Genomic DNA, 17,455 nt, shown 5'->3' on the forward strand with positions numbered 1-17,455 from the left:
ATGACACAGACGAGCTTTCTCTCCGTCCGCGGAATTAGAAAGTCGTTCGGTCCGGTCAAGGTCCTCCATGGGGTGGACCTTGACCTGCCCGCCGGCACTGTGACCGCCCTTCTGGGCGAGAATGGTGCCGGCAAATCGACCTTCGTGCGCATCCTGGCCGGGGACCATCAGGCCGATGAAGGCACGATCGAGGTCGAGGGCCGGCCCGTAAGTTTTCGTACTGTGGCGCAGTCCCGCAATGCCGGTATCCGTCTGATTGCCCAGGAAATCGCCGACGCGCCGACGCTAACCGTCGCCGAGAATATTTCGCTTGGGGCTCCGCCCAATCGCTTCGGCTTCGTCGATTTCAAGGCGACGCGCTGTCGTGCTCGCAAGGCGCTGGACGCGCTGGGCTCGGACCTGCCGCTCGATGCCAAGGTCGCAGACCTGCGACTGGGCGAACGTCAGATCGTGGAAATTGCGCGGGCCACGGCGGGCGCCTCGCGCTGCCTCATTTTCGATGAGCCCACAGCCGCCCTTTCCGATGCCGAAACCCGCCGGCTCTTTAAGCTGATTGAGCGCATGCGCGGCCAGGGTGTCGCCATCCTCTATATCACTCACCGGCTCGATGAGGTCTTTGCCCTTGCCGATCGCGTGTTGGTGCTGCGCGACGGCCGCGTTTCCATGGACGCCAAAGTCTCCGAAACCGACCAGGCCTCAGTCGTCACGGCGATGGTGGGACGCGCCATCACCACCCATTACGACCGCTACGCCTACCAGGCTTCAGGCCAGGCTGAGCTTGTCAGCGTGCGCGGCCTTAGCGCCGAGGCTTTTGCCGATATCGACCTTGATGTCGCTCCTGGCGAAATCGTCGGCCTCTATGGAAAGGTGGGCTCCGGCGTTCCCGAACTCGCCGGCGCCATCTTCGGCGCCCAGCCGCATTCAGCGGGTGAAATTCGAATTGAAGGACAGCCCGTTCGGTTCCGCCATCCCCGCCAAGCTATTGCACGCGGTATTGGCTACCTGCCGGCCGACCGCGCCAGCGAAGGTCTGCTGCGCTCCCGTACGGTGGCCGAAAACCTCGCCGCGCCAAGTTGGCGACGCCTTGCCCGAGGTGGCTTCATCGGCCGCACAATAGAATCCAGCGTGTTCGGTCGCTGGCACAAAACCTTGAAGGTCCGCTCGCGCCCCGATGGGCTGGAAAAGATACTGACCCTATCGGGCGGCAACCAGCAAAAGGTCCTCCTGGGACGCTGGCTCGAGGCCGGCTCGAGGCTCCTGCTGCTGGTCGAGCCGACGCGCGGCGTCGATGTCGGCTCGAGGCAGGAAATCTACCAGGTGCTACGCGACCTGGCCCGGGAGGGTCATGGCATCCTGATTGCCAGTTCCGACTACGAAGACATCACCGAAGCGGCGACCCGCGCCCTGGTTATGGTACGGGGACGGATCGTGGCGCATATCGACCAGAACGACATTTCAACGGCGCGGCTCACCGAAGCTGCGGGAGGGGGCGCACATGCCTGAACAGGTTCAATCCAGCACTGCCGGCCAGATCGCCGAGGCGCCGCGCTCGCGTATCCGCATGAAAGGTCCCGAGTGGGGCGCGCTGCTCATCTTCCTGCTGGCCGAGATCGTGTTCTTCACAATCAACTCCCCCTATTTTCTGTCCTGGCCAAATATCGTCAACATCATCACCGCGTTGTCTATAACCGGCATCTTGGCCGCGGGTGGCACCATTCTGCTGATCGCCGGCCAGTTCGACCTGTCGGTCGGTAGCGGTACTGCCTTCGTGGCGCTGATGTTCGCCTTGGCGGCCCAAACACTTGGCATTCCGGCTGCGCTGATCGTTGCAATGCTGATCGGTGCCGGCATTGGCGTGCTCAATGGTTTCCTCGTCACGGTGGTCGGCGTCAATGCGCTGATCACCACGCTTGGCACGCTGGCCATTTTCCGTGGCCTGACCCTCTCCATCGGCGGCGCCAGCTCGGTGCGCATCAATGGCTTCGACTGGGCCATTGCCCGTCCGTTCTTCGATATCCCCGTTTCAGCGCTGGTCTTCGTCGTCATTGCCGTTGTCGTCGGCATCGTCCTGGCGCGGACCGTATTCGGCCGCACCATCTATGCCATCGGCGCTAATGAGAATGCCGCCCGCCTGGTAGGCGTTCGCACCAAGGGCACGCTGTTCGCGGGCTTTGTCATCTCAGGCCTCTGCATGGCCGTGACGGGGCTGGTCAGTGCCTCCCAGCTTGGATCGACTTCGGGCACCACCGGCACTGGCCTCGAGCTGGCAGTCGTCACCGCCATCATTCTGGGGGGCACGTCGCTCAAGGGCGGCACGGGCAGCATGTTCGGCACAGTGCTCGGCCTGTTGATCGTTGGTGTGCTCAACAACGGCATGACGCTAATGAATATCAATTCCACCTGGCAACAGGTCGCAGCCGGCACCCTACTGATCCTTGCCGTATCCTTTGATCAGATTCGGCAGCGCTTCATTCGCGCCTGAGACCCCTCATGCCTACAAATCGGACCCATCGCATCCTCGATTCCGTCGACACGCCCATGCGAGACGGCTGTCTGCTGCGTGCCGACATCTGGCTCCCGGCCGGGGAGGGACCCTGGCCCGTCCTGCTGCAGCGCACGCCCTATCGCAAGGAAGACGCCTTCGGCACGCAGCATATTTCGGCCATGGACTTCATGGTGGCGCTACGGCGCGGCTATGCCATTGTGCTGCAGGACACCCGCGGCCGCTATGGGTCGGAGGGCGACTTCGAGCCCTTCGTTCATGAGCTGGATGACGGCATCGACACCATTGCCTGGCTGGCTGTGCAGGATTTTTGCAATGGCGAGGTCGTCATGTTTGGCGCCTCCTACGTCGGGGCAACCCAAGTTCTCGCGGCCGCCGGCAATCCCGAGGCGCTGGTGGCCATCTCGCCGCATTTGACCACGGCCCGTCATGGCGAGACCTGGAGTTATCGGGGTGGCGCCGTCGAGCTCGGCTTCCTGCTCCTCTGGATCATCGAGAGCCTAGGTTGCACCGATCTCGAGCGCCGGTTCGCCGATATGCCAGCAGCCGAAGCCCAACGTGCGCGCCAGCTGCTTGCGGCCTTCCAGCAGGACCCGCAGTCTGCCTTTGCACGCCTGCCCGTATTCGACGACGATCTCGCTGCGCTCGCGCCCTATGCGCGGGAATGGTTCGACTCGGCGCGGGCCACAGCGGCGCCGAACGCTCGCGAACATCTCGACACCCTGGCCCAGACCCGCCAGCCGGCCCTGGTCAGCTGCGGCTGGAATGACCTGTTTGTTGAGGGCTCGCTCGAATTGTTCCAGACGTTGCGCTCCCGCTGGACCGATGCCGCAGAGGTGCCCGACCGGCTGATCATCGGACCATGGTCGCACGGCAATCCCACCGACTGGCAGGGCGATTTCTGGCACGGCTATGCTGCCTCGACCGCCGGTTTGGCAGAGAAGCAGCTCGATTTCTTTGACGCCGTACGGAATAGGAAACTGCCGAAACTGCCAGTCGTCACATACTTCCGTTCGGGCTCCAACACCTGGCATGACGCGCCGGACTGGCCGTTGCCAAATGGCGAAGTCCGCCCGTATTTCCTAACCGCGGACGGGCTGGACACTGTGGTGTCACAGAACGAATGGCATCGGATATTCGTGTCCGATCCCCTCGATCCAGTACCAACTGTCGGCGGTGCCAATTTCCTGCCCGGACTGCTGTCAGGTCGCAATTCGGCGTCAAAAGATCAGACTGAAGTGGAGAGCCGAAGCGATGTGATCACCTTCACATCGGCACCAATCAGAGACGACCTAGAGGTGACCGGACTTGTGGAGACCGTGATTTGGGTGTCCTCAACCGGAGCAAGTGCCGATTGGACCGCCCGACTGTGTGTGGTCGCTCCAACAGGCAAGAGCTTTGGACTCGTAGATGGAATTTTCCGGCAGGCGAGAGCTAGCGAGAGCCCTGCGGAAATCCGGGTGCGGCTCGGCCACGTCAGTCATCTCTTTCCAGCCGGTTCCCGCCTGAGACTCCAGATTGCCTCGTCGAACTTCCCGCGCTTTGATCGCAATCCGCAATCGGGTCGCCCGGCTCATCTTGCAACCTCATCTGAATTTCTCGCCAGTGACCACCGTATCCACGGGGGCCCGTCAATGCAGACGCGGTTGCTGCTGCCAACGGTCATTACGCCCGCTTCTGGTGTAAATGAAGCCTCGCACTGATGTCTGAAATGGGCCGATTGCAGACCGGCAGTTAATAGGAATAGGAAGAACATAGCTGCCGTTCTGGTAGCCGAATAGCAAGGGCGGGTACCGACTCCCATTCAGACGTTCGCTGTCCTGACGCGTCGCCGCATAAGCTGCCGTAGCGTCATTCGAGATCGGTCCGCAGATGCGCGCGGTTAGCATGATCGCTGGAATGCCGCCGCGTTTCATGCCGGCAACGCTTCCCAGAGCCGCGGCTGCCACCATCTTCGTCGCAAATGAAACTATGCCGGTTGAATCAGCAAGGAGCCTTTTTCAGGCAACAGCAAGCGGACTAGGCAAATTAAATTTCAGCTTCTAGCGTAAGGCCAGTTGCTGCGATCCAAGAGACACTTTCATGACCACCTCTGTCCCGCCGGACATCGCTCGCTCGCCTCGCCCCCCAAAAAAGCGGCAGTTTCAGCTCCATCGAAAAGTTGACACCTGTCGGTGCGGTCATCGGATTTTGGCCCAATCTTGGGGACTGACGACTCTAGAAGCTGACGGAAGCGGAAACCTTGAATGTACGGGGTGCACCCGCGGCGAGAAAACCACGGGCCGACGAGGCCCAGTAGTTCTGGTCGAAAACATTCTCTATAGCCGCTTTCAGTTCCACCGGTTTGCCGTGCGGTCCTTCGACCTCATAACGCATGCCGACGTCGAAGCGCGTCCAATCTGATACTTCTTGGGTGTTTGCCTGGTCATAGAACGCGCTACCGCTATAGATCACTCTTCCGGTTAGAGTCAGACCAGGGGTGATCCAGGGCACGTCATACTCGCCATAAAGACTGAGGGCTACCTGAGGCACACCCGTCACTTGGTTGCCATCGTAAAGTCCTGCCTGGGTCCGTGCCAATTGGGCGTCCATGAATGTTACGCCGCCGAGCAGGCGAAGCCCCTCGAAGGGTTCGCCATAGGCCGACAATTCAATGCCGCGATTAACCTGCAAGCCATCAAGGCCAAAGGCTCCGCCCGGAGCCGTGAAGCCGTTCGGTTGCTCGATCTCGAATAGCGAAGCAGTCAGCAGAACCGATCCGGTATCGTACTTGACGCCGATCTCCCGTTGCGTGTTGACGACAGGGGGGAACATTTCACCGCTATTGGTCGCAGCGGCCGGCGCGATCAGGCCCTCGGTCAAACCCTCGACATAGTTTCCATAAACGGAGAAATTGTCGGTGATGGCCACCGAGGCCGCGATGGCGGGGCTGAAACGACCGCCTTCGTAAAGATAGGTGCTTGTTCCAATCGGACCACGATCCGGGCGCGTATTGAAGCTCTCTGAACGCATTTCCTGGTAGCGTCCCCCAAGCGTGAGCTGGAACCGATCGTCAGCAAAAGAAAGAGTGTCGCTGACTGCGACACTGGTGGCCATCAGGTTCGCGAATAGTGGCAAACTGTCCGAACGCGGAAAGCCACTCGTGTCCACCGAACCGTCGGGAAGGTAGACCGGCGCATAAATATTGGTGGGGTATGTTCCGGGAAGGATGATGGAGGCCGGAGCAAAGCCGCCACGATAGTTTTCGTTGAGCGCCCGCGCGAGACGTTGACCTGGTGGCCGACAGGACCGGTGTCGAATTCCGAGCGCAAGCCGATCTCACCTGAAAAACCTTGGATCTGCTGCGGCTGAATGGCAAGTGTGGCCTGTGCGGCGCCACTGGCGTCGATGATGCGGTGGGAAGAGGAGAGGAAGTCTTCCCGGTAACGGCTGACCCCTCCGGCGGCATAGATAGTGGTATTTGGAAGCACGTCGAATTCGACCCGACCGGCCACCATGTTGTAGGTGCTGTCGTGGTATTCGAACGGGCTGGACAGATTGATGCGGCCGCTCGGCGCGCTGGGTATAACAATTCCCGGCGCTGCCGAATTGAATAGCGACGTCGGCGCGTCGATGTTCTGCGTGGAATGATTGAGATCGAGCGATGCGCGAAAGCGTTCGCCGCGATAGTCGAGACCCAATGAGGCAACGCCAACTTCGACCAGATTGTTGTCGTAAGGCGTATTGCCATTGCGGTACGATCCATTCACGCGGACGCCCCACTCGCCTTCGGGACCAAAGCGGCGGCCAAAGTCGAGATGTGACCATAGCTGGGCGTCACTGGTAAATGTCGTGGTGATGCGCGTCAGCGGCTGGGTCGTCGCTCGTTTGGGAATGAGGTTGATCGTTCCACCCACCCGGCCAATACCACCATTTACCAATGCCGTGGGGCCCTTGAGGATTTCAACCTGCTCGATTCCCTCAAGGAAGCTCCGTCGAGGGTTGGCGATATAAAATAGCCCGTCAAAGGCGGTATCGAGATTGGTGACGGAAAAACCGCGGATGAAGAAAGCGTCGCGCTCGCTGAAGGGTGAAGCGTCGTTGCGCACCGATGGGTCGTTTAGCGCCACCTCGCCAATCGATCGCGCCTGCTGATCGCGGATCAACTCGTTGGTATAGCCGGTGACGCTGAAAGGGGTGTTGAGAACGGGACGGTTGCCCAGCACGCCTAGCGTTGTACCCGAGGCGACCTGGCCTCCTGCATAAGGAGCCATCGGCTCGCCAATCGTGCCTGTTGCCGATGTCGGCTCGCTCGCCACGTCAATTACCAACCTCTCAAGCATTGTTATCCCTGACGGCGCAGGGACGCTTGCTTGCGCGGTTTCCTGCGCTACCGCCGAAATTGAGGTCGAAGTGAGCAGTGACAGAGCGGCCAAAGCCAAAAGGCTTCCGCCGCGGAACAAAAACAACATTTGCGATCCCCCAGACCCGTCCATATTCAGAGCAATCACAAACTTGACAATTTGAGTCAAGTCTAGTTTTAAGGCGCTGTTTGACGCAGGCGGCTGGTTGCCCAGCTTAAAAAACGTGATTGGAACTAGCAGATGCGCGTTGGAGCAAGCGCCCGCCTAACTGCCGTTTGGGTAGCAATTCTGTTGGTACCTGTGCGACTGGCGGTCGGCCAAGAAGACCCGGACAATCTCAGCCACCTACTCAAAGTCACGAGGTCGTCGCTCAGGCTGCGCAGGGGAGCGACAAGCTAGGCGAAGCGCTACAGGTCGCTCAAGCGGGCGAGAGTGCTTCTACAGCTACTTTGCCGAATGGTGCATCTTCGATCACAGAGACATTCGGTGATTGGACCGTAAACTGCGCGATACAGAACAACCAGAAAGTCTGCGCGACAAGCCAAGCACAGGGCGACAGTCAGACGGGCCAGCAGGTCTTCGCAATTGAGCTCTATGCGTCGCAGCGGGGTGCCCGCAGCGGCGTCCTGGTCCTACCCTTTGGCTTGGATATCCAGTCGCCGGTCACGCTTAAAATTGATGAGCAAGCGCTGGGATCGGGAGCGAAATTTACAACCTGTGTCCCGGGCGGCTGCATTGTCCCGGTGATTTTTCCGCCTGACGAACTCGAGGCTCTCAAGAGAGGAACTACGTTGACCGTAGCTGCGAGAAGTGCGTCCGCCGCCGCCGAGCCCGCTGAGTTCTCAGTTTCTCTCTCTGGCTTTACCGCGGTCCTTGGCCGCGTAGACCAACTTACTCCTTAATCGCTTGGGCCGGCCTCACATGACGGCATCTCGCTCAAGGAAAAAAAGGCCCCATCGGAAGATGGGGCCTTTGAAGTGGTGGCCCGGCGCAAGGGAGGAGGATATGCGCAGGACCGGGCGGATCCAAGCCGAGGGAGGAGGATTCGACCTAAATCCGATGTCACAAGAAGCGGGTCCGAGGGAGGAGGATACGGAACGGCTTCACCAGCAACAGTTGTAATTTAGGTGTGGACTGGATGGTCAGCAATCCTGACCCGGACATGCGAACCATGCACTTGGCACAGCGCTATTCTGACGCACCGGTGCAAGTGCCTTACGCGTATGTCAATGCCGCAGGGCGGCAACTCGTGCTGACAAGCAGGCCTGGGAGCGCGCGCTGCGGCCGAAGCGATGTCGCCTGGCATGGCAAGACCATGGGCAGGCCGAGAAAGGCCAGGGCCGTAGGCGCTTTGCCCACCGCGTCAGCCCGTATCTTGCCCAGGGCACTACAGATTTTCACCCAGTCCGGCGTTTCCGCGACGGTGCGCGTCATTACCGGTCCCAATGCCTATCTGCTGTCGCTGTTGCGCTCAGGCGATGTCGATCTGGTTATCGGTCGCATGGCCGAGCCGGGCGAGATCGCCGGCCTCTCCTTCGAGCATCTTTACTCCGAAAAGATCGCCTTCGTCGTCGGCCCGGCTCATCCGCTTCTCTCGGTGCCCGATTTCACTTTATCCATGATCGGCCAATATCCGGTACTGATGCCGCCACCCGGCGCGGTCATCCTGCCCACGGTCGAACGGCTGCTGGCAACACATGGCGATTTCGCCATGTCTCATCTGATCGAAACGGTATCCGACAGTTTTGCGCGCAGCTTCCTGCGGCTGACCAAGGCGGTGTGGATCATCTCCGAAGGCGTGGTCGTCGACGACATCGACGAGGGGCATTTTCGTCTGTTGCCAGTCGATACCGGACAACCCTGGGTTCGGTGGGACGGACCTCTACGACCAATACACCCCTCTCATCGCCAGCGCGCTATCTCCTCGATTGCATTCGCGCAGCGGTGAGCGAGGTTTCCGGCACGAACCGCCACGCCTCGTGGCCCTGACCGGCAAGGCCTCTACTCAACGAGCGCCGCCAGCGCACTCCGCTCCTGCGTCAGCTGGGGTGACATTTACTTTAGATTGTGACCGACATATATTATCAACGTTCAGAACGAGGATTTGGCAGTGAGAGTAAGTCGTGCCCAGGCAAAGGCGAACCGCGAGAACGTCGTAAATGTCGCGAGCAAGCTCTTTCGAGAGCATGGCTTCAATGGTATTGGCTTGAGCGATTTGATGAAGGGCGCCGGGCTGACGCAGGGTGGCTTCTACAAGCAGTTCAGCTCCAAGGACGATCTGATCGTAGAAGCTTCGGCCAGCGCGCTCGAAAACAGCAAAAGCAGATGGGTCGACCTTGCCGCCGGCTCTAGCGATCCGCGGCGGGCACTTTTAAGTTTTTATCTTTCGGCCACTCATCTTCAAGAAAGGGCAGAGGGCTGCGTGATTGCTTCCCTCGCGCCTGACGCTGCCAGGCACAGCCCCGAATTACGCCAGACTTTTCAGGCCGGGATCGAACGCCATCTCGAGCTGCTCGACCAACTCGTCAGCGTAGCGCCTGGCGAAGATATGAGAGAGCGCTCGATGATCACCCTGTCGACCATGGTCGGCGCGCTCGTGATTGCGCGGGCGGTTGACGACGAGCAAGTGTCAAACCATTTTCTGAGCGCCGCGCTCGGTGAATTGCTGAAGTCGACTCCGGATGCGGCGGCGTAGCCTTCGCAAGCGGCGCGCGCTGATGGTTCAGGCGGGCAGTCCGAGTTGCTTGCGCAGGCTGCTGTCAAAAATGCGGGCCGGCACAAACCTGCGGAGGAGTCGTACCCTTCTGGTGTTTTTGCTGGTGGCATAGCGCAGTTGCGGAGCAGGGGAGATTGCTGCGGCGAGCACCGTCTCCGCGACAAGCTCCGGAGCGTCGCCCGCGGCGATGTAGGCCTTCCGGTTGTCGCTTGCCCTTTCGCGCGACGCAGCATAGGCCCGCAACGACCGGTCGGGGCCAATGGCGTTCAGGTCTGACGGGGTGTGTGTGAAATAGGGTTCTACCAAGACAACGCGGATGCCAAACGAACGCATCTCATGATCAAGCGATTCCGAATGTCCTTCAACGGCGTGTTTGGTTGCCGAATAAGTGGCGGCGAACGGGCTCGGGATGAAGCCAAGCACCGAGCTGATATTGATGATGCGGCCGCTCTGTTGGGCGCGCATGTAGGGCAACACCGCGTTGGTCGCACGCATGACGCCAAAAACGTTGACGTTAAAGAGAGCTTGCGCCTGCTCGATCGAGGATTCTTCGGCGCCGCCGATCAATGCGGACCCGGCATTGTTGACCAGCAAATCAATCTGCCCTGTCTGTCTCACAACATTCTGGACCATCTGGTCCACAGAGGCCGCGTCGGTGACATCGCAGCCGCAGCGGATTTGAGGGCAGGGCGGTAAAGCGGTGTCCAGTCAGCCCCCATCGCCGATGGCGGCGATCGACGCCGCGATATCGGCGATAGACCGAAACAGCACCAGTGCATCGTCACGCGAGGGCATGAAACCCCTTCGGGTCCAAAAAGCAGCGGCCTCCGGATCGACGGCATTGACCACGAGGGCACGACCCCCGATCAGACCAGCGGCCTCGACGCAACGCGTCAGGGCGTGCTTGACGAGGCCGGTACCGATCCCACGTCCAGCCCACGCAGTGTCCGTCGCTAATTGCCCTAACAGTAGACACGGCACAGGGTCTGGCGGCTGCCCAGTTCGAATGGAGCGCGGCATGGTTGCCGCAACGATGGCGGTCGGTGCGAGACCGTAGAACCCGACGACACGCCCAGCCTCATGCACCACCATCACGGCGGTAAAGCCCTTGGTCTGATTGGAGAGTGCCCGGTTTTGTAGCCAATGGTCGAGGGCCGGCTTGCCGCAGGAGAACTCGGAAACATCATGATGTGACGCAAGCGGCTCAGGCGAAGATAGGGTCACGGATCAGTCCCCGTCGCTCTCGGTCTCCCATGGTGCCGGACGCCGCATGGCCTCGACCATTTCTGGCACAGGCCGGCCCGGCTGGGCCAAGGCGTCCATGAAGGTCCTGAACCCCTCCGCGCTCATACGAATGGGCATAGCTTCCATGATGACATTCTCCGCTTCCCGCACCGCCGCATCGCGTACGAAATCGGTCCTCGAACGACCCCGCAGGCTGGCGGCACGGTCGATCATGGCAATGTCTGCTGACGGCAGCCGCATTGAGAGGGGATGATCCTTGCGTTCGATGATATTGGGCATGGCAATACCTCCATTGTTCATGACGACAATATAGCCGGCCGTATTGCAAAATGCAATACGCTAATGCCTGTGTGGTCTCATGCCATGACCCATCATTCATGATGGGGTCAGCTTTTGCCCCCGGTTCAGCGGGGGCGCTGCCGGCATCCACGGCGGACGGTTGGTCGATTGAGTGTAGGGATGCTTGGGCGATTGGCCACGAACAACCCTATGGCGCCTAACCGACTTAACCACCCAAAAGCGACAGACCGCTGCCGGCCCCAAAGTGGACAGGGAGCGTGCGGTCCGCTGACGGCAGAAAATGGGCCAACAGCTGTCTGTACGCTTTCAGGATCGGAAGGCGAGAAAGCCGCCGTTCACTAGCGAATACGCCGAGGCGGCTCCCGACCCCATTTCCGTCACTTAGGCTTGCAACGCAAAATCCTAAAGCTGCCGTCGTTCAATCCATTTTGTCAGGCAAGGATTGGGCCTTGGTGGCGTGGTGCCGTTTCTAGAGCGCCAGCCCGATGCCCGGAATACGGGCGGGAGCTGGCACGGTTTTCCTCCTAGAGGTCGACGACCGGCTCGAAGCCACCCATGATCGAGCGGGAGGCGTCCCAGATTTTTGGATCGGGGGCGATGCGGGGGTCCTTCATCAGAATATTCCAAGCGTCGTCGCGCACCTTCCGCGATGGCCATTCAATGAAGGAAAAGCCGATGGTTTCGTCGGCCTTGGTGGCGACGGCTCGCTGGAAGTCGGTGGTTTCGCCGGGAGGCACGTCATCGCCCCAGGTATCAACGACGCGCAGGGCACCCTGTTCGATAAGCAGCGGTGCCCGTGCCTGGGCAGCGGCGCGATAAGCCTCTTTTTTGGCGACGGGAACCGGGGAAATCATGCCATCGACATAGCCCGGCTTGGCCTTGGTGCCGGTGTCGCTCAGCACTTCGAAGCCACCATAAATCATGCGCGACGCGTCGAACGGCATTTCGGACATCGCCTGTACGTCGGGATCGTTCATCATGTCCTCACCAGCCTTCTTGCGGGTGGCACGGTCGGGATACTCCACCCATGAAAAGAGCGGCACTTCGCCCTCTTCCAGTTTGGTGGCACGATAGAAATCTGTCTGCTTGCCGTGCGGCACATCTTCGGCCCAGGTTTCGACCAGGCGAGTGGCGCCAAGTTTCTTAAACAGATTGGCCCCTGTGCTGGCATGCGCAATATATTTGTCTTTGTTGGCGGCCGGAACGGCCAATACGAAGCCATCAATATAGGACATAAAAGGTCTCCTATCGGGTTGCGTCTAGCTCAACGACGAATGGGGAGGCGCAGTTTCGACCGGGGGCGGACGATTTCCCACTCCGGAAGGCATCAGTCAGCAGTCGACCCCATTTCGGTTAAGGGTAGCCCGTTCTGCTCTTCCCGGAAGCAGACCCCACTGGTACCGTGCGTAGAAGCTCTGGCCTAAGTCGATGCTCGGCCAGACTGAAGCTGGTCATTTGTGTGCCACCAAGAACGAGAGTGTCCGAAGTTGCAGAGCACACTTTTTTCCACTGCTATGCTCGCTAGCCTGTTATTAGCCACTTCGGCCTTCGCAGCACCTGAGAAATATAACTGTGAAGTCCGGGTCAATAGTGGAAACTTGTCGTCTGCGATGGAAATCGTCGATAGCCTAATTATCGATGAAATCGGAAAATCAATCCGCTTTTTGCAAGATGGAAGTGACGTTGGTATAACCGGCTTTAACGAGGTTATTTCTACATTTCGTTTCACAGGCCTCGCAGTATCTTCTGTGAGTATGGAGGTTCAGCCAATTCAGGTCTTTACCCTTGATAAGGAAAAAGGGATCGCCACCCACAGCTATGTTCTACCGGAGGGCATTGCTGCCACGACGTGGAATTGTCAAATACCTAGTACCCAATAGAGTGAATGGACGTCGCTGCTCTGCGCTTGGTCACTACTATGCCCAAAAGTTGTCGCGTCTGCTTTTCAGCCTTTGTGGCTCAAAAGCCGCCCGTCTCCTTCCCACCCATTGCTGCCCTGCCGACGGGTTTGGTCGATGTGTCCTGTTCCGCCAGGGACGATGCTGTCACGGTCGTTTGGACCGAGCGCGGCGGCCCACCGGTCGTGCAGTCCACCGCGCCCGCCGGTTATGGCACCCGGCTTGTCGAGCGCAGTATCACCAGCGCCCTGCGCGGTTCAATCCAGTGCGATTGGGCTGAGGATGGCCTCGTCGTCACGCTCAAGATTGATCCGGAACGCCTCGCGGTCTGAGGCAGATGCGCCTAGTCGAACAGATGAAGTTCGCCTGCAGCACGGTTCGCCTCATCCATTGACGCGTCGAGCGTGGCCTTGAGGATGCGCAGTTCGGCCTTGAGCCGAGGGCTCAGGTCCAGCACCTGCCATTCGGCGAGCTTCTGCTGCCATTCTGCAACCTCGACGATCAGCTGGCGAGAGCGATCGAGCGTTTCGGGATTGGAGTGAACGGCAGCCCGTTCAGCATTCTCTGCCAGCTCGACCAATTCGACAGTGCTGACAACCCAGGTGGGAAGCGCTGTGCGCACGGTTTCGATTTGCGAGACGATGTCTGCGTCGGCCGGATAGTCATGCATAATGGGTCTTTCCGCGCGGCGTTGCGAAGTGCATACGACGCCGCTCACTCAACTCCGGCATCCAACGAATGGTTGCCAGGGACAATTCAGGTGCCAAACGCACCTGAGAGATTTCCCAAATGACTGGCCCGATTGTCGTTCGACGGCAGCGAGGCGGAGAGCACCATTACTCAGGTGGCCGCGGATACGATCGAGATCGAGGGTTGCAGAGTGGTGGTGCTATGCCAGACCCTCTCGTTCAGCCGCATAACTGACGATGCTCCCGCCTCCTGACGACGGCGCTATCGCACGTCAACGGACTACCTTCCACAAACTTCCCCGACCCGTCGGGGAAGTTTTCATGCGTTCTGCCATACAATCACCTTTCCATGGCTTGGAGCCAGAATGACCCAGCATCTAAAAATCGCGTTTACCCTGCTGGCTTTGCTTCAGCCAGTGACGGTTATGGCGCAGAGCATGCCTGCACCTGGGGAGCTCACTGCTGACGTCATCAATGGAGCGCAGCTGGGCTTGGACGTGGGGCTACAAAGGCGCCTTTTTATCGAGACAACACCAGAAATCGCGGATGGCACCGAAGCCGCGCCCATCCTGCCTAGTGCTTCAGTCGCCCGTTTGCAGATATTGCTGGATCAGCATGGTATCTCACCCGGCGTCATTGATGGCTTCGACGGCGACAATGTCCGCAAGGCCATCATGGCATTTCAGTTCATGTACGGCCTTGCGATCGACGGCAATCTCAATCCAGAAGTGCTGGCGGTGCTTGAGACAGGCGCACAGGTCATCGGGACCTATCAAGTAACAGCGGACGATGAGGCTGCGGTGGTGCCTGCCATACCTTCGGACTATGCCGAAATGGCAACGCTGACATTTCTCGGCTATGAGAGCGTTCGGGAGATGGTCGCCGAACGTTTCCACATGGATGTGGATTTTCTGGCTGCGCTAAACCCCTCCGCTACGTTTCACGCAGGGGAGACGGTTTTCATCGCGATGACCGGTACCAACCAGGTCGGGCAGGCAGCTCAGATCGTGGCGGACAAGACTTTGCGCCAGGTGCGGGCCTATGACGAGCCTGGACGATTGCTCGCGGCCTATCCGGCAACAATCGGCAGCGAAGAGAACCCGTCCCCCACCGGGGTGTACACTGTTGGGCAGGCAACGCCGATGCCTAACTACACCTACAATCCGGCAATCAACTTCCAGCAGGGCGAAAACACCGAGGTCCTGACGATCCCGCCCGGACCGAATGGACCTGTCGGCTCAATGTGGATTGCGCTTTCCAAGCCTACCTACGGCATTCATGGAACCCCAGAGCCGGCCCTGATTGACAAGACCGGCTCTCATGGCTGTATTCGTCTGACCAATTGGGACGCGGAAGAATTGGCCGCCATGGTGGGACCTGGGGTGACGGTCACATTCCTCTAGCGTCAGAAGATGTCAGGCCGCCTCGATAGCGGCTTCGACGTCGCCGATGGAGTGGCCGGTCAGATCCTTGGCGATCTCACCAAGAAGCTTGGCGGTCAGGGTCTTGTGGTAGTGCTTGTGCATTTCGCCGAGGCTTAAGGCACGATGGACGCTTGGCTTCCCGACAAAACCAGTCTGCTACTCCATCGGAAAGCAGACCAGTCTTGCCGAGGACGGTTGAATGGCGGTAAATCGACGATCAAAGTGCGCTGTCGACGTGCTCGCTGATCCATCTGATGATGAGGTCGGCCACCTCAAGGTTGTTCTTGTCCTGCATGAACATGTGGCTGTTGCCGCTCAGGCCCGCGTCGGGGAGCGAGACAAAGGTCATGTCGCCGCCGGCTGCCTTGATCTGCTCCATTTCCGTGAGGCAACTCGCGTCGGGCTGCTGGCCAAAATGATCGCCGACCATGACCAGGATTGGCACCTCGGCCAACATCTTGACGTGTTCATCGGTCAAATTGCCAAAGCAACCCGTCTCGAGCTGGATTATGCCCTTGATGCCGCCCTTGCCCTTTAGGACAGCCTGCGTCGGGAAGCCAGCGGACTGTGAATGGCCGACCAGAATGGCGCCACCAAGTTCGTCGGCCAGCTGAGCGAAATTGTCGACAGTCGGATTTTTGGTCTCCGGCGACAGCAACTCCGCGAGCAGGCTGGGCACCTGGGTTTCAAACATGTCCGGGATCACCTGCTTGTAAAACTCGTCGACGTGATCCAGCGGGAACTGCTGGTCGGGCCAGGCTTCCCCCATGATCAGGCCGAAGCGGAACTGCTTCCATGCCATGTTGGACGTACCCAGATAGACGCGCGGCTGCTCGGAGGGCGCAAGTTCGCCGCTGCGAACCTGGTTGAAGGCGGTGGCGTTAAAGCCTGAGCGGGCGCGGCCCGACTGCTCGGCCAGATAGGTCGGGAAACCCTCTCGGGTGAAATATTCGTACCAGCCCATACGCCCATCCGGCGTGGTCTCCCACTGCTTGGCGGAGAGCAAGCCGCCATGCATGAAAACGATCGGCGTATGGCTTGGCTGGGGCGGCGCCTGGAACTGGACATACATCTGGTCGACCAGCACCTGACCGGCTTCGAACGATTCCCCGAAGATTTCCTTCATGTTGTCCCAGCCAGCGTTTTCGGTATCGACCGAACGGCCGCCTACGAAAAAGCTGCCCTGGTTTTGCAGCACCAGCGGTTCAGCCGCGGGCTTGATGTCGGCCAACGACTGCGCCGAAGCGTTGGCCGAGGCGAAGAAGAGTGTGGCGAAGGCGGCGCTCCGCAGCAAAGCTTGAGTGTTCATGAGTGGTCCTGGTGGGATCGGCAGGTCAGACAACACATGGCTCATGCCGAATTTCGACGGTAGCACATCAAAAGTGATAGGATTTATTCCACAGCAGAATGGCGATAGAGGTCATTGCGGACGCAGCGCCGGCTCGGCGGCGCAGACTTCGGCGACAAAATCGATAAACGCCGAAGTACGCCCCGGCAGGGCGCGGTCGCCGGCCCAGACCGCACTGATCGGGACCGCGTTGCACCGGTAGTCGGTGAGCAACTGGCGCACGGTACCGGATGCCAGTTCGTCCTTGAACAGCCAGCTCGCCGCATAGGCGATGCCCAATCCCACTTTTGTCGCGGCCTTGGCCAGTTCGACATCGTCTGAGCGGATCGATCCCCTGGGTTCGATCGACACTCGCTCTTGTCCGCGCACGAACAGCCATGGGCGCGGCTTGCCGAGATACATTGAGGCGATGCAGGCATGCCGTTCGAGGTCGGCTGGGGTAGTCGGCTCGCCATGCTGTTCAAGATAGTCCGCAGACGCCACGACAATGGCCGTGGCCGTTCCGACCTGCCGGAAGCGCAAGTCGGAATCCTCGAGGTTGCCCATGCGGATGGCGACGTCGACGCGTTCTTCCACCAGATTGGCCAAGTTCTGCGACACGGTAAAGTCAATCGCCAGTTTGGGATACCGGGTCGTGAACGACATCAGTTTGGGCAGCAGATAGGAAGCGGCGAAGCCGGGTGGAGAGGTGACCCGCACCATCCCGGCCGGCGAGCGCTCTTGCTCGCTGACCGCCTCGTCCAGCGACTCCAGTTCGTCGATCAGCCGGATTGCGCCATCGTAGTAATGCTGCCCTGCAGCGGTGATCGCCAGTCCCCGCGTCGTCCGTCGCAGCAACTGCACGCCCAGTCGCTGTTCCAGTTCGGCAATCTGCTTACTCGCCGTCGATTGCGCCATCGCCAGTTGCCGTGCAGCCTTGGAGAAACTTCCCGCTTCGGCAACGCGGAGGAAGAGCTTTATCTTGTCCAACCTGTCCATGCATAACCGCT

17 protein-coding genes and 1 pseudogene are annotated in these 17,455 nt (G+C 59.7%); 9 read left to right on the forward strand and 9 right to left on the reverse strand.

Annotated features, from left to right (window positions below):
- From N8A98_RS00520 to N8A98_RS00530, 3 genes are read left to right on the forward strand one after another with little or no spacing between them, the layout of a single operon-like run.
- A complete protein-coding gene (locus N8A98_RS00520) occupies positions 1 to 1,503 on the forward strand; it encodes a sugar ABC transporter ATP-binding protein (protein WP_262165656.1) in 1,503 nt (500 codons plus the stop codon).
- Positions 1,496 to 2,482: an ABC transporter permease gene (locus tag N8A98_RS00525; RefSeq protein WP_113122203.1), complete on the forward strand. Its 987-nt coding sequence runs from the start codon at positions 1,496 to 1,498 to the stop codon at positions 2,480 to 2,482. Before N8A98_RS00520 ends, N8A98_RS00525 begins: the two co-directional genes overlap by 8 nt.
- 8 nt (positions 2,483 to 2,490) lie before the next feature.
- The gene (locus N8A98_RS00530; RefSeq protein ID WP_262165659.1) at positions 2,491 to 4,206 is read left to right on the forward strand and encodes a CocE/NonD family hydrolase; all 1,716 of its coding nucleotides are present in this window, start codon (positions 2,491 to 2,493) and stop codon (positions 4,204 to 4,206) included.
- Positions 4,207 to 4,720: 514 nt separating this feature from the next.
- On the opposite strand, the pseudogene N8A98_RS00535 reads toward N8A98_RS00530, so the two are convergent.
- Positions 4,721 to 6,954 (reverse strand): annotated as a pseudogene (locus tag N8A98_RS00535) (TonB-dependent receptor).
- A 341-nt stretch (positions 6,955 to 7,295) separates the two neighbouring features.
- Between N8A98_RS00535 and N8A98_RS23325 the strand changes: the two are divergent.
- From N8A98_RS23325 to N8A98_RS00545, 3 genes are all read left to right on the forward strand, one after another.
- Positions 7,296 to 7,748: an invasion associated locus B family protein gene (locus N8A98_RS23325; RefSeq protein ID WP_390888756.1), complete on the forward strand. Its 453-nt coding sequence runs from the start codon at positions 7,296 to 7,298 to the stop codon at positions 7,746 to 7,748.
- Positions 7,749 to 8,221: 473 nt separating this feature from the next.
- Positions 8,222 to 8,794: a LysR substrate-binding domain-containing protein gene (locus N8A98_RS00540; RefSeq protein ID WP_449240163.1), complete on the forward strand. Its 573-nt coding sequence runs from the start codon at positions 8,222 to 8,224 to the stop codon at positions 8,792 to 8,794.
- A 162-nt stretch (positions 8,795 to 8,956) separates the two neighbouring features.
- On the forward strand, positions 8,957 to 9,541 hold the full coding sequence (locus N8A98_RS00545) for a TetR/AcrR family transcriptional regulator (RefSeq protein ID WP_262165663.1): 585 nt from the start codon (positions 8,957 to 8,959) through the stop codon (positions 9,539 to 9,541).
- A 27-nt stretch (positions 9,542 to 9,568) separates the two neighbouring features.
- Here N8A98_RS00545 and N8A98_RS00550 read toward each other — a convergent pair whose 3' ends face one another.
- The 4 genes from N8A98_RS00550 to N8A98_RS00565 all read right to left on the reverse strand — a co-directional run bounded on the left by N8A98_RS00550 (position 9,569) and on the right by N8A98_RS00565 (position 12,342).
- Entirely contained in the window at positions 9,569 to 10,270 is a 702-nt protein-coding gene (locus tag N8A98_RS00550; protein ID WP_315974453.1) for an oxidoreductase, read from the reverse strand.
- Positions 10,271 to 10,786 (reverse strand): GNAT family N-acetyltransferase, encoded by a 516-nt coding sequence (locus N8A98_RS00555; protein ID WP_262165665.1) that lies wholly within the window; start codon positions 10,784 to 10,786, stop codon positions 10,271 to 10,273. It lies immediately after the preceding gene.
- A 3-nt stretch (positions 10,787 to 10,789) separates the two neighbouring features.
- Positions 10,790 to 11,086 (reverse strand): type II toxin-antitoxin system TacA family antitoxin, encoded by a 297-nt coding sequence (locus N8A98_RS00560; protein WP_262165666.1) that lies wholly within the window; start codon positions 11,084 to 11,086, stop codon positions 10,790 to 10,792.
- Positions 11,087 to 11,631: 545 nt separating this feature from the next.
- On the reverse strand, positions 11,632 to 12,342 hold the full coding sequence (locus tag N8A98_RS00565; RefSeq protein WP_262165667.1) for a DUF1428 domain-containing protein: 711 nt from the start codon (positions 12,340 to 12,342) through the stop codon (positions 11,632 to 11,634).
- Positions 12,343 to 12,717: 375 nt separating this feature from the next.
- Here N8A98_RS00565 and N8A98_RS00570 point away from each other — a divergent pair, with 375 nt between their 5' ends.
- Positions 12,718 to 12,987 carry a hypothetical protein gene (locus N8A98_RS00570; protein WP_262165668.1) on the forward strand — a complete coding sequence of 90 codons (270 nt, stop codon included), beginning with the start codon at positions 12,718 to 12,720 and terminating at the stop codon, positions 12,985 to 12,987.
- A gap of 38 nt (positions 12,988 to 13,025) precedes the next feature.
- On the forward strand, positions 13,026 to 13,337 hold the full coding sequence (locus N8A98_RS00575) for a sensor histidine kinase family protein (protein ID WP_262165669.1): 312 nt from the start codon (positions 13,026 to 13,028) through the stop codon (positions 13,335 to 13,337).
- Positions 13,338 to 13,348: 11 nt separating this feature from the next.
- Here N8A98_RS00575 and N8A98_RS00580 read toward each other — a convergent pair whose 3' ends face one another.
- The gene (locus N8A98_RS00580) at positions 13,349 to 13,675 is read right to left on the reverse strand and encodes a hypothetical protein (RefSeq protein WP_262165602.1); all 327 of its coding nucleotides are present in this window, start codon (positions 13,673 to 13,675) and stop codon (positions 13,349 to 13,351) included.
- Between the two features lie 384 nt (positions 13,676 to 14,059).
- Between N8A98_RS00580 and N8A98_RS00585 the strand changes: the two genes are divergently transcribed.
- A complete protein-coding gene (locus N8A98_RS00585; RefSeq protein WP_262165671.1) occupies positions 14,060 to 15,097 on the forward strand; it encodes a L,D-transpeptidase family protein in 1,038 nt (345 codons plus the stop codon).
- A 12-nt stretch (positions 15,098 to 15,109) separates the two neighbouring features.
- On the opposite strand, the gene N8A98_RS00590 is transcribed toward N8A98_RS00585, so the two are convergent.
- From N8A98_RS00590 to N8A98_RS00600, 3 genes are all read right to left on the reverse strand, one after another.
- Complete coding sequence (locus tag N8A98_RS00590) at positions 15,110 to 15,220, reverse strand: baeRF12 domain-containing protein (RefSeq protein WP_315974446.1); 111 nt, start codon at positions 15,218 to 15,220, stop codon at positions 15,110 to 15,112.
- A 115-nt stretch (positions 15,221 to 15,335) separates the two neighbouring features.
- Positions 15,336 to 16,427, reverse strand: a complete 1,092-nt coding sequence (locus N8A98_RS00595; RefSeq protein ID WP_262165672.1) for an alpha/beta hydrolase family protein — start codon at positions 16,425 to 16,427, stop codon at positions 15,336 to 15,338.
- 111 nt (positions 16,428 to 16,538) lie between these two features.
- Positions 16,539 to 17,444, reverse strand: coding sequence for a LysR family transcriptional regulator (locus N8A98_RS00600; protein WP_262165674.1), 906 nt, complete (start codon positions 17,442 to 17,444; stop codon positions 16,539 to 16,541).
- Positions 17,445 to 17,455 lie beyond the last annotated feature (11 nt).

This window comes from Devosia neptuniae (genome assembly GCF_025452235.1).
In the GTDB taxonomy this organism is placed as follows: domain Bacteria; phylum Pseudomonadota; class Alphaproteobacteria; order Rhizobiales; family Devosiaceae; genus Devosia.

What these genes read in the sequence shown, in the direction of transcription:
- N8A98_RS00525 (WP_113122203.1), top strand. Translation starts at nt 1,496, where the DNA reads ATGCCTGAACAGGTTCAATCCAGCACTGCCGGCCAGATCGCCGAGGCG.
- N8A98_RS00595 (WP_262165672.1), bottom strand. Translation starts at nt 16,427, where the DNA reads ATGAACACTCAAGCTTTGCTGCGGAGCGCCGCCTTCGCCACACTCTTC.
- N8A98_RS00580 (WP_262165602.1), bottom strand. Translation starts at nt 13,675, where the DNA reads ATGCATGACTATCCGGCCGACGCAGACATCGTCTCGCAAATCGAAACC.
- N8A98_RS00575 (WP_262165669.1), top strand. Translation starts at nt 13,026, where the DNA reads ATGCCCAAAAGTTGTCGCGTCTGCTTTTCAGCCTTTGTGGCTCAAAAG.
- N8A98_RS00600 (WP_262165674.1), bottom strand. Translation starts at nt 17,444, where the DNA reads ATGGACAGGTTGGACAAGATAAAGCTCTTCCTCCGCGTTGCCGAAGCG.
- N8A98_RS00565 (WP_262165667.1), bottom strand. Translation starts at nt 12,342, where the DNA reads ATGTCCTATATTGATGGCTTCGTATTGGCCGTTCCGGCCGCCAACAAA.
- N8A98_RS00530 (WP_262165659.1), top strand. Translation starts at nt 2,491, where the DNA reads ATGCCTACAAATCGGACCCATCGCATCCTCGATTCCGTCGACACGCCC.
- N8A98_RS00520 (WP_262165656.1), top strand. Translation starts at nt 1, where the DNA reads ATGACACAGACGAGCTTTCTCTCCGTCCGCGGAATTAGAAAGTCGTTC.
- N8A98_RS00590 (WP_315974446.1), bottom strand. Translation starts at nt 15,220, where the DNA reads ATGCACAAGCACTACCACAAGACCCTGACCGCCAAGCTTCTTGGTGAG.
- N8A98_RS00585 (WP_262165671.1), top strand. Translation starts at nt 14,060, where the DNA reads ATGACCCAGCATCTAAAAATCGCGTTTACCCTGCTGGCTTTGCTTCAG.
- N8A98_RS00570 (WP_262165668.1), top strand. Translation starts at nt 12,718, where the DNA reads ATGGAAATCGTCGATAGCCTAATTATCGATGAAATCGGAAAATCAATC.
- N8A98_RS00560 (WP_262165666.1), bottom strand. Translation starts at nt 11,086, where the DNA reads ATGCCCAATATCATCGAACGCAAGGATCATCCCCTCTCAATGCGGCTG.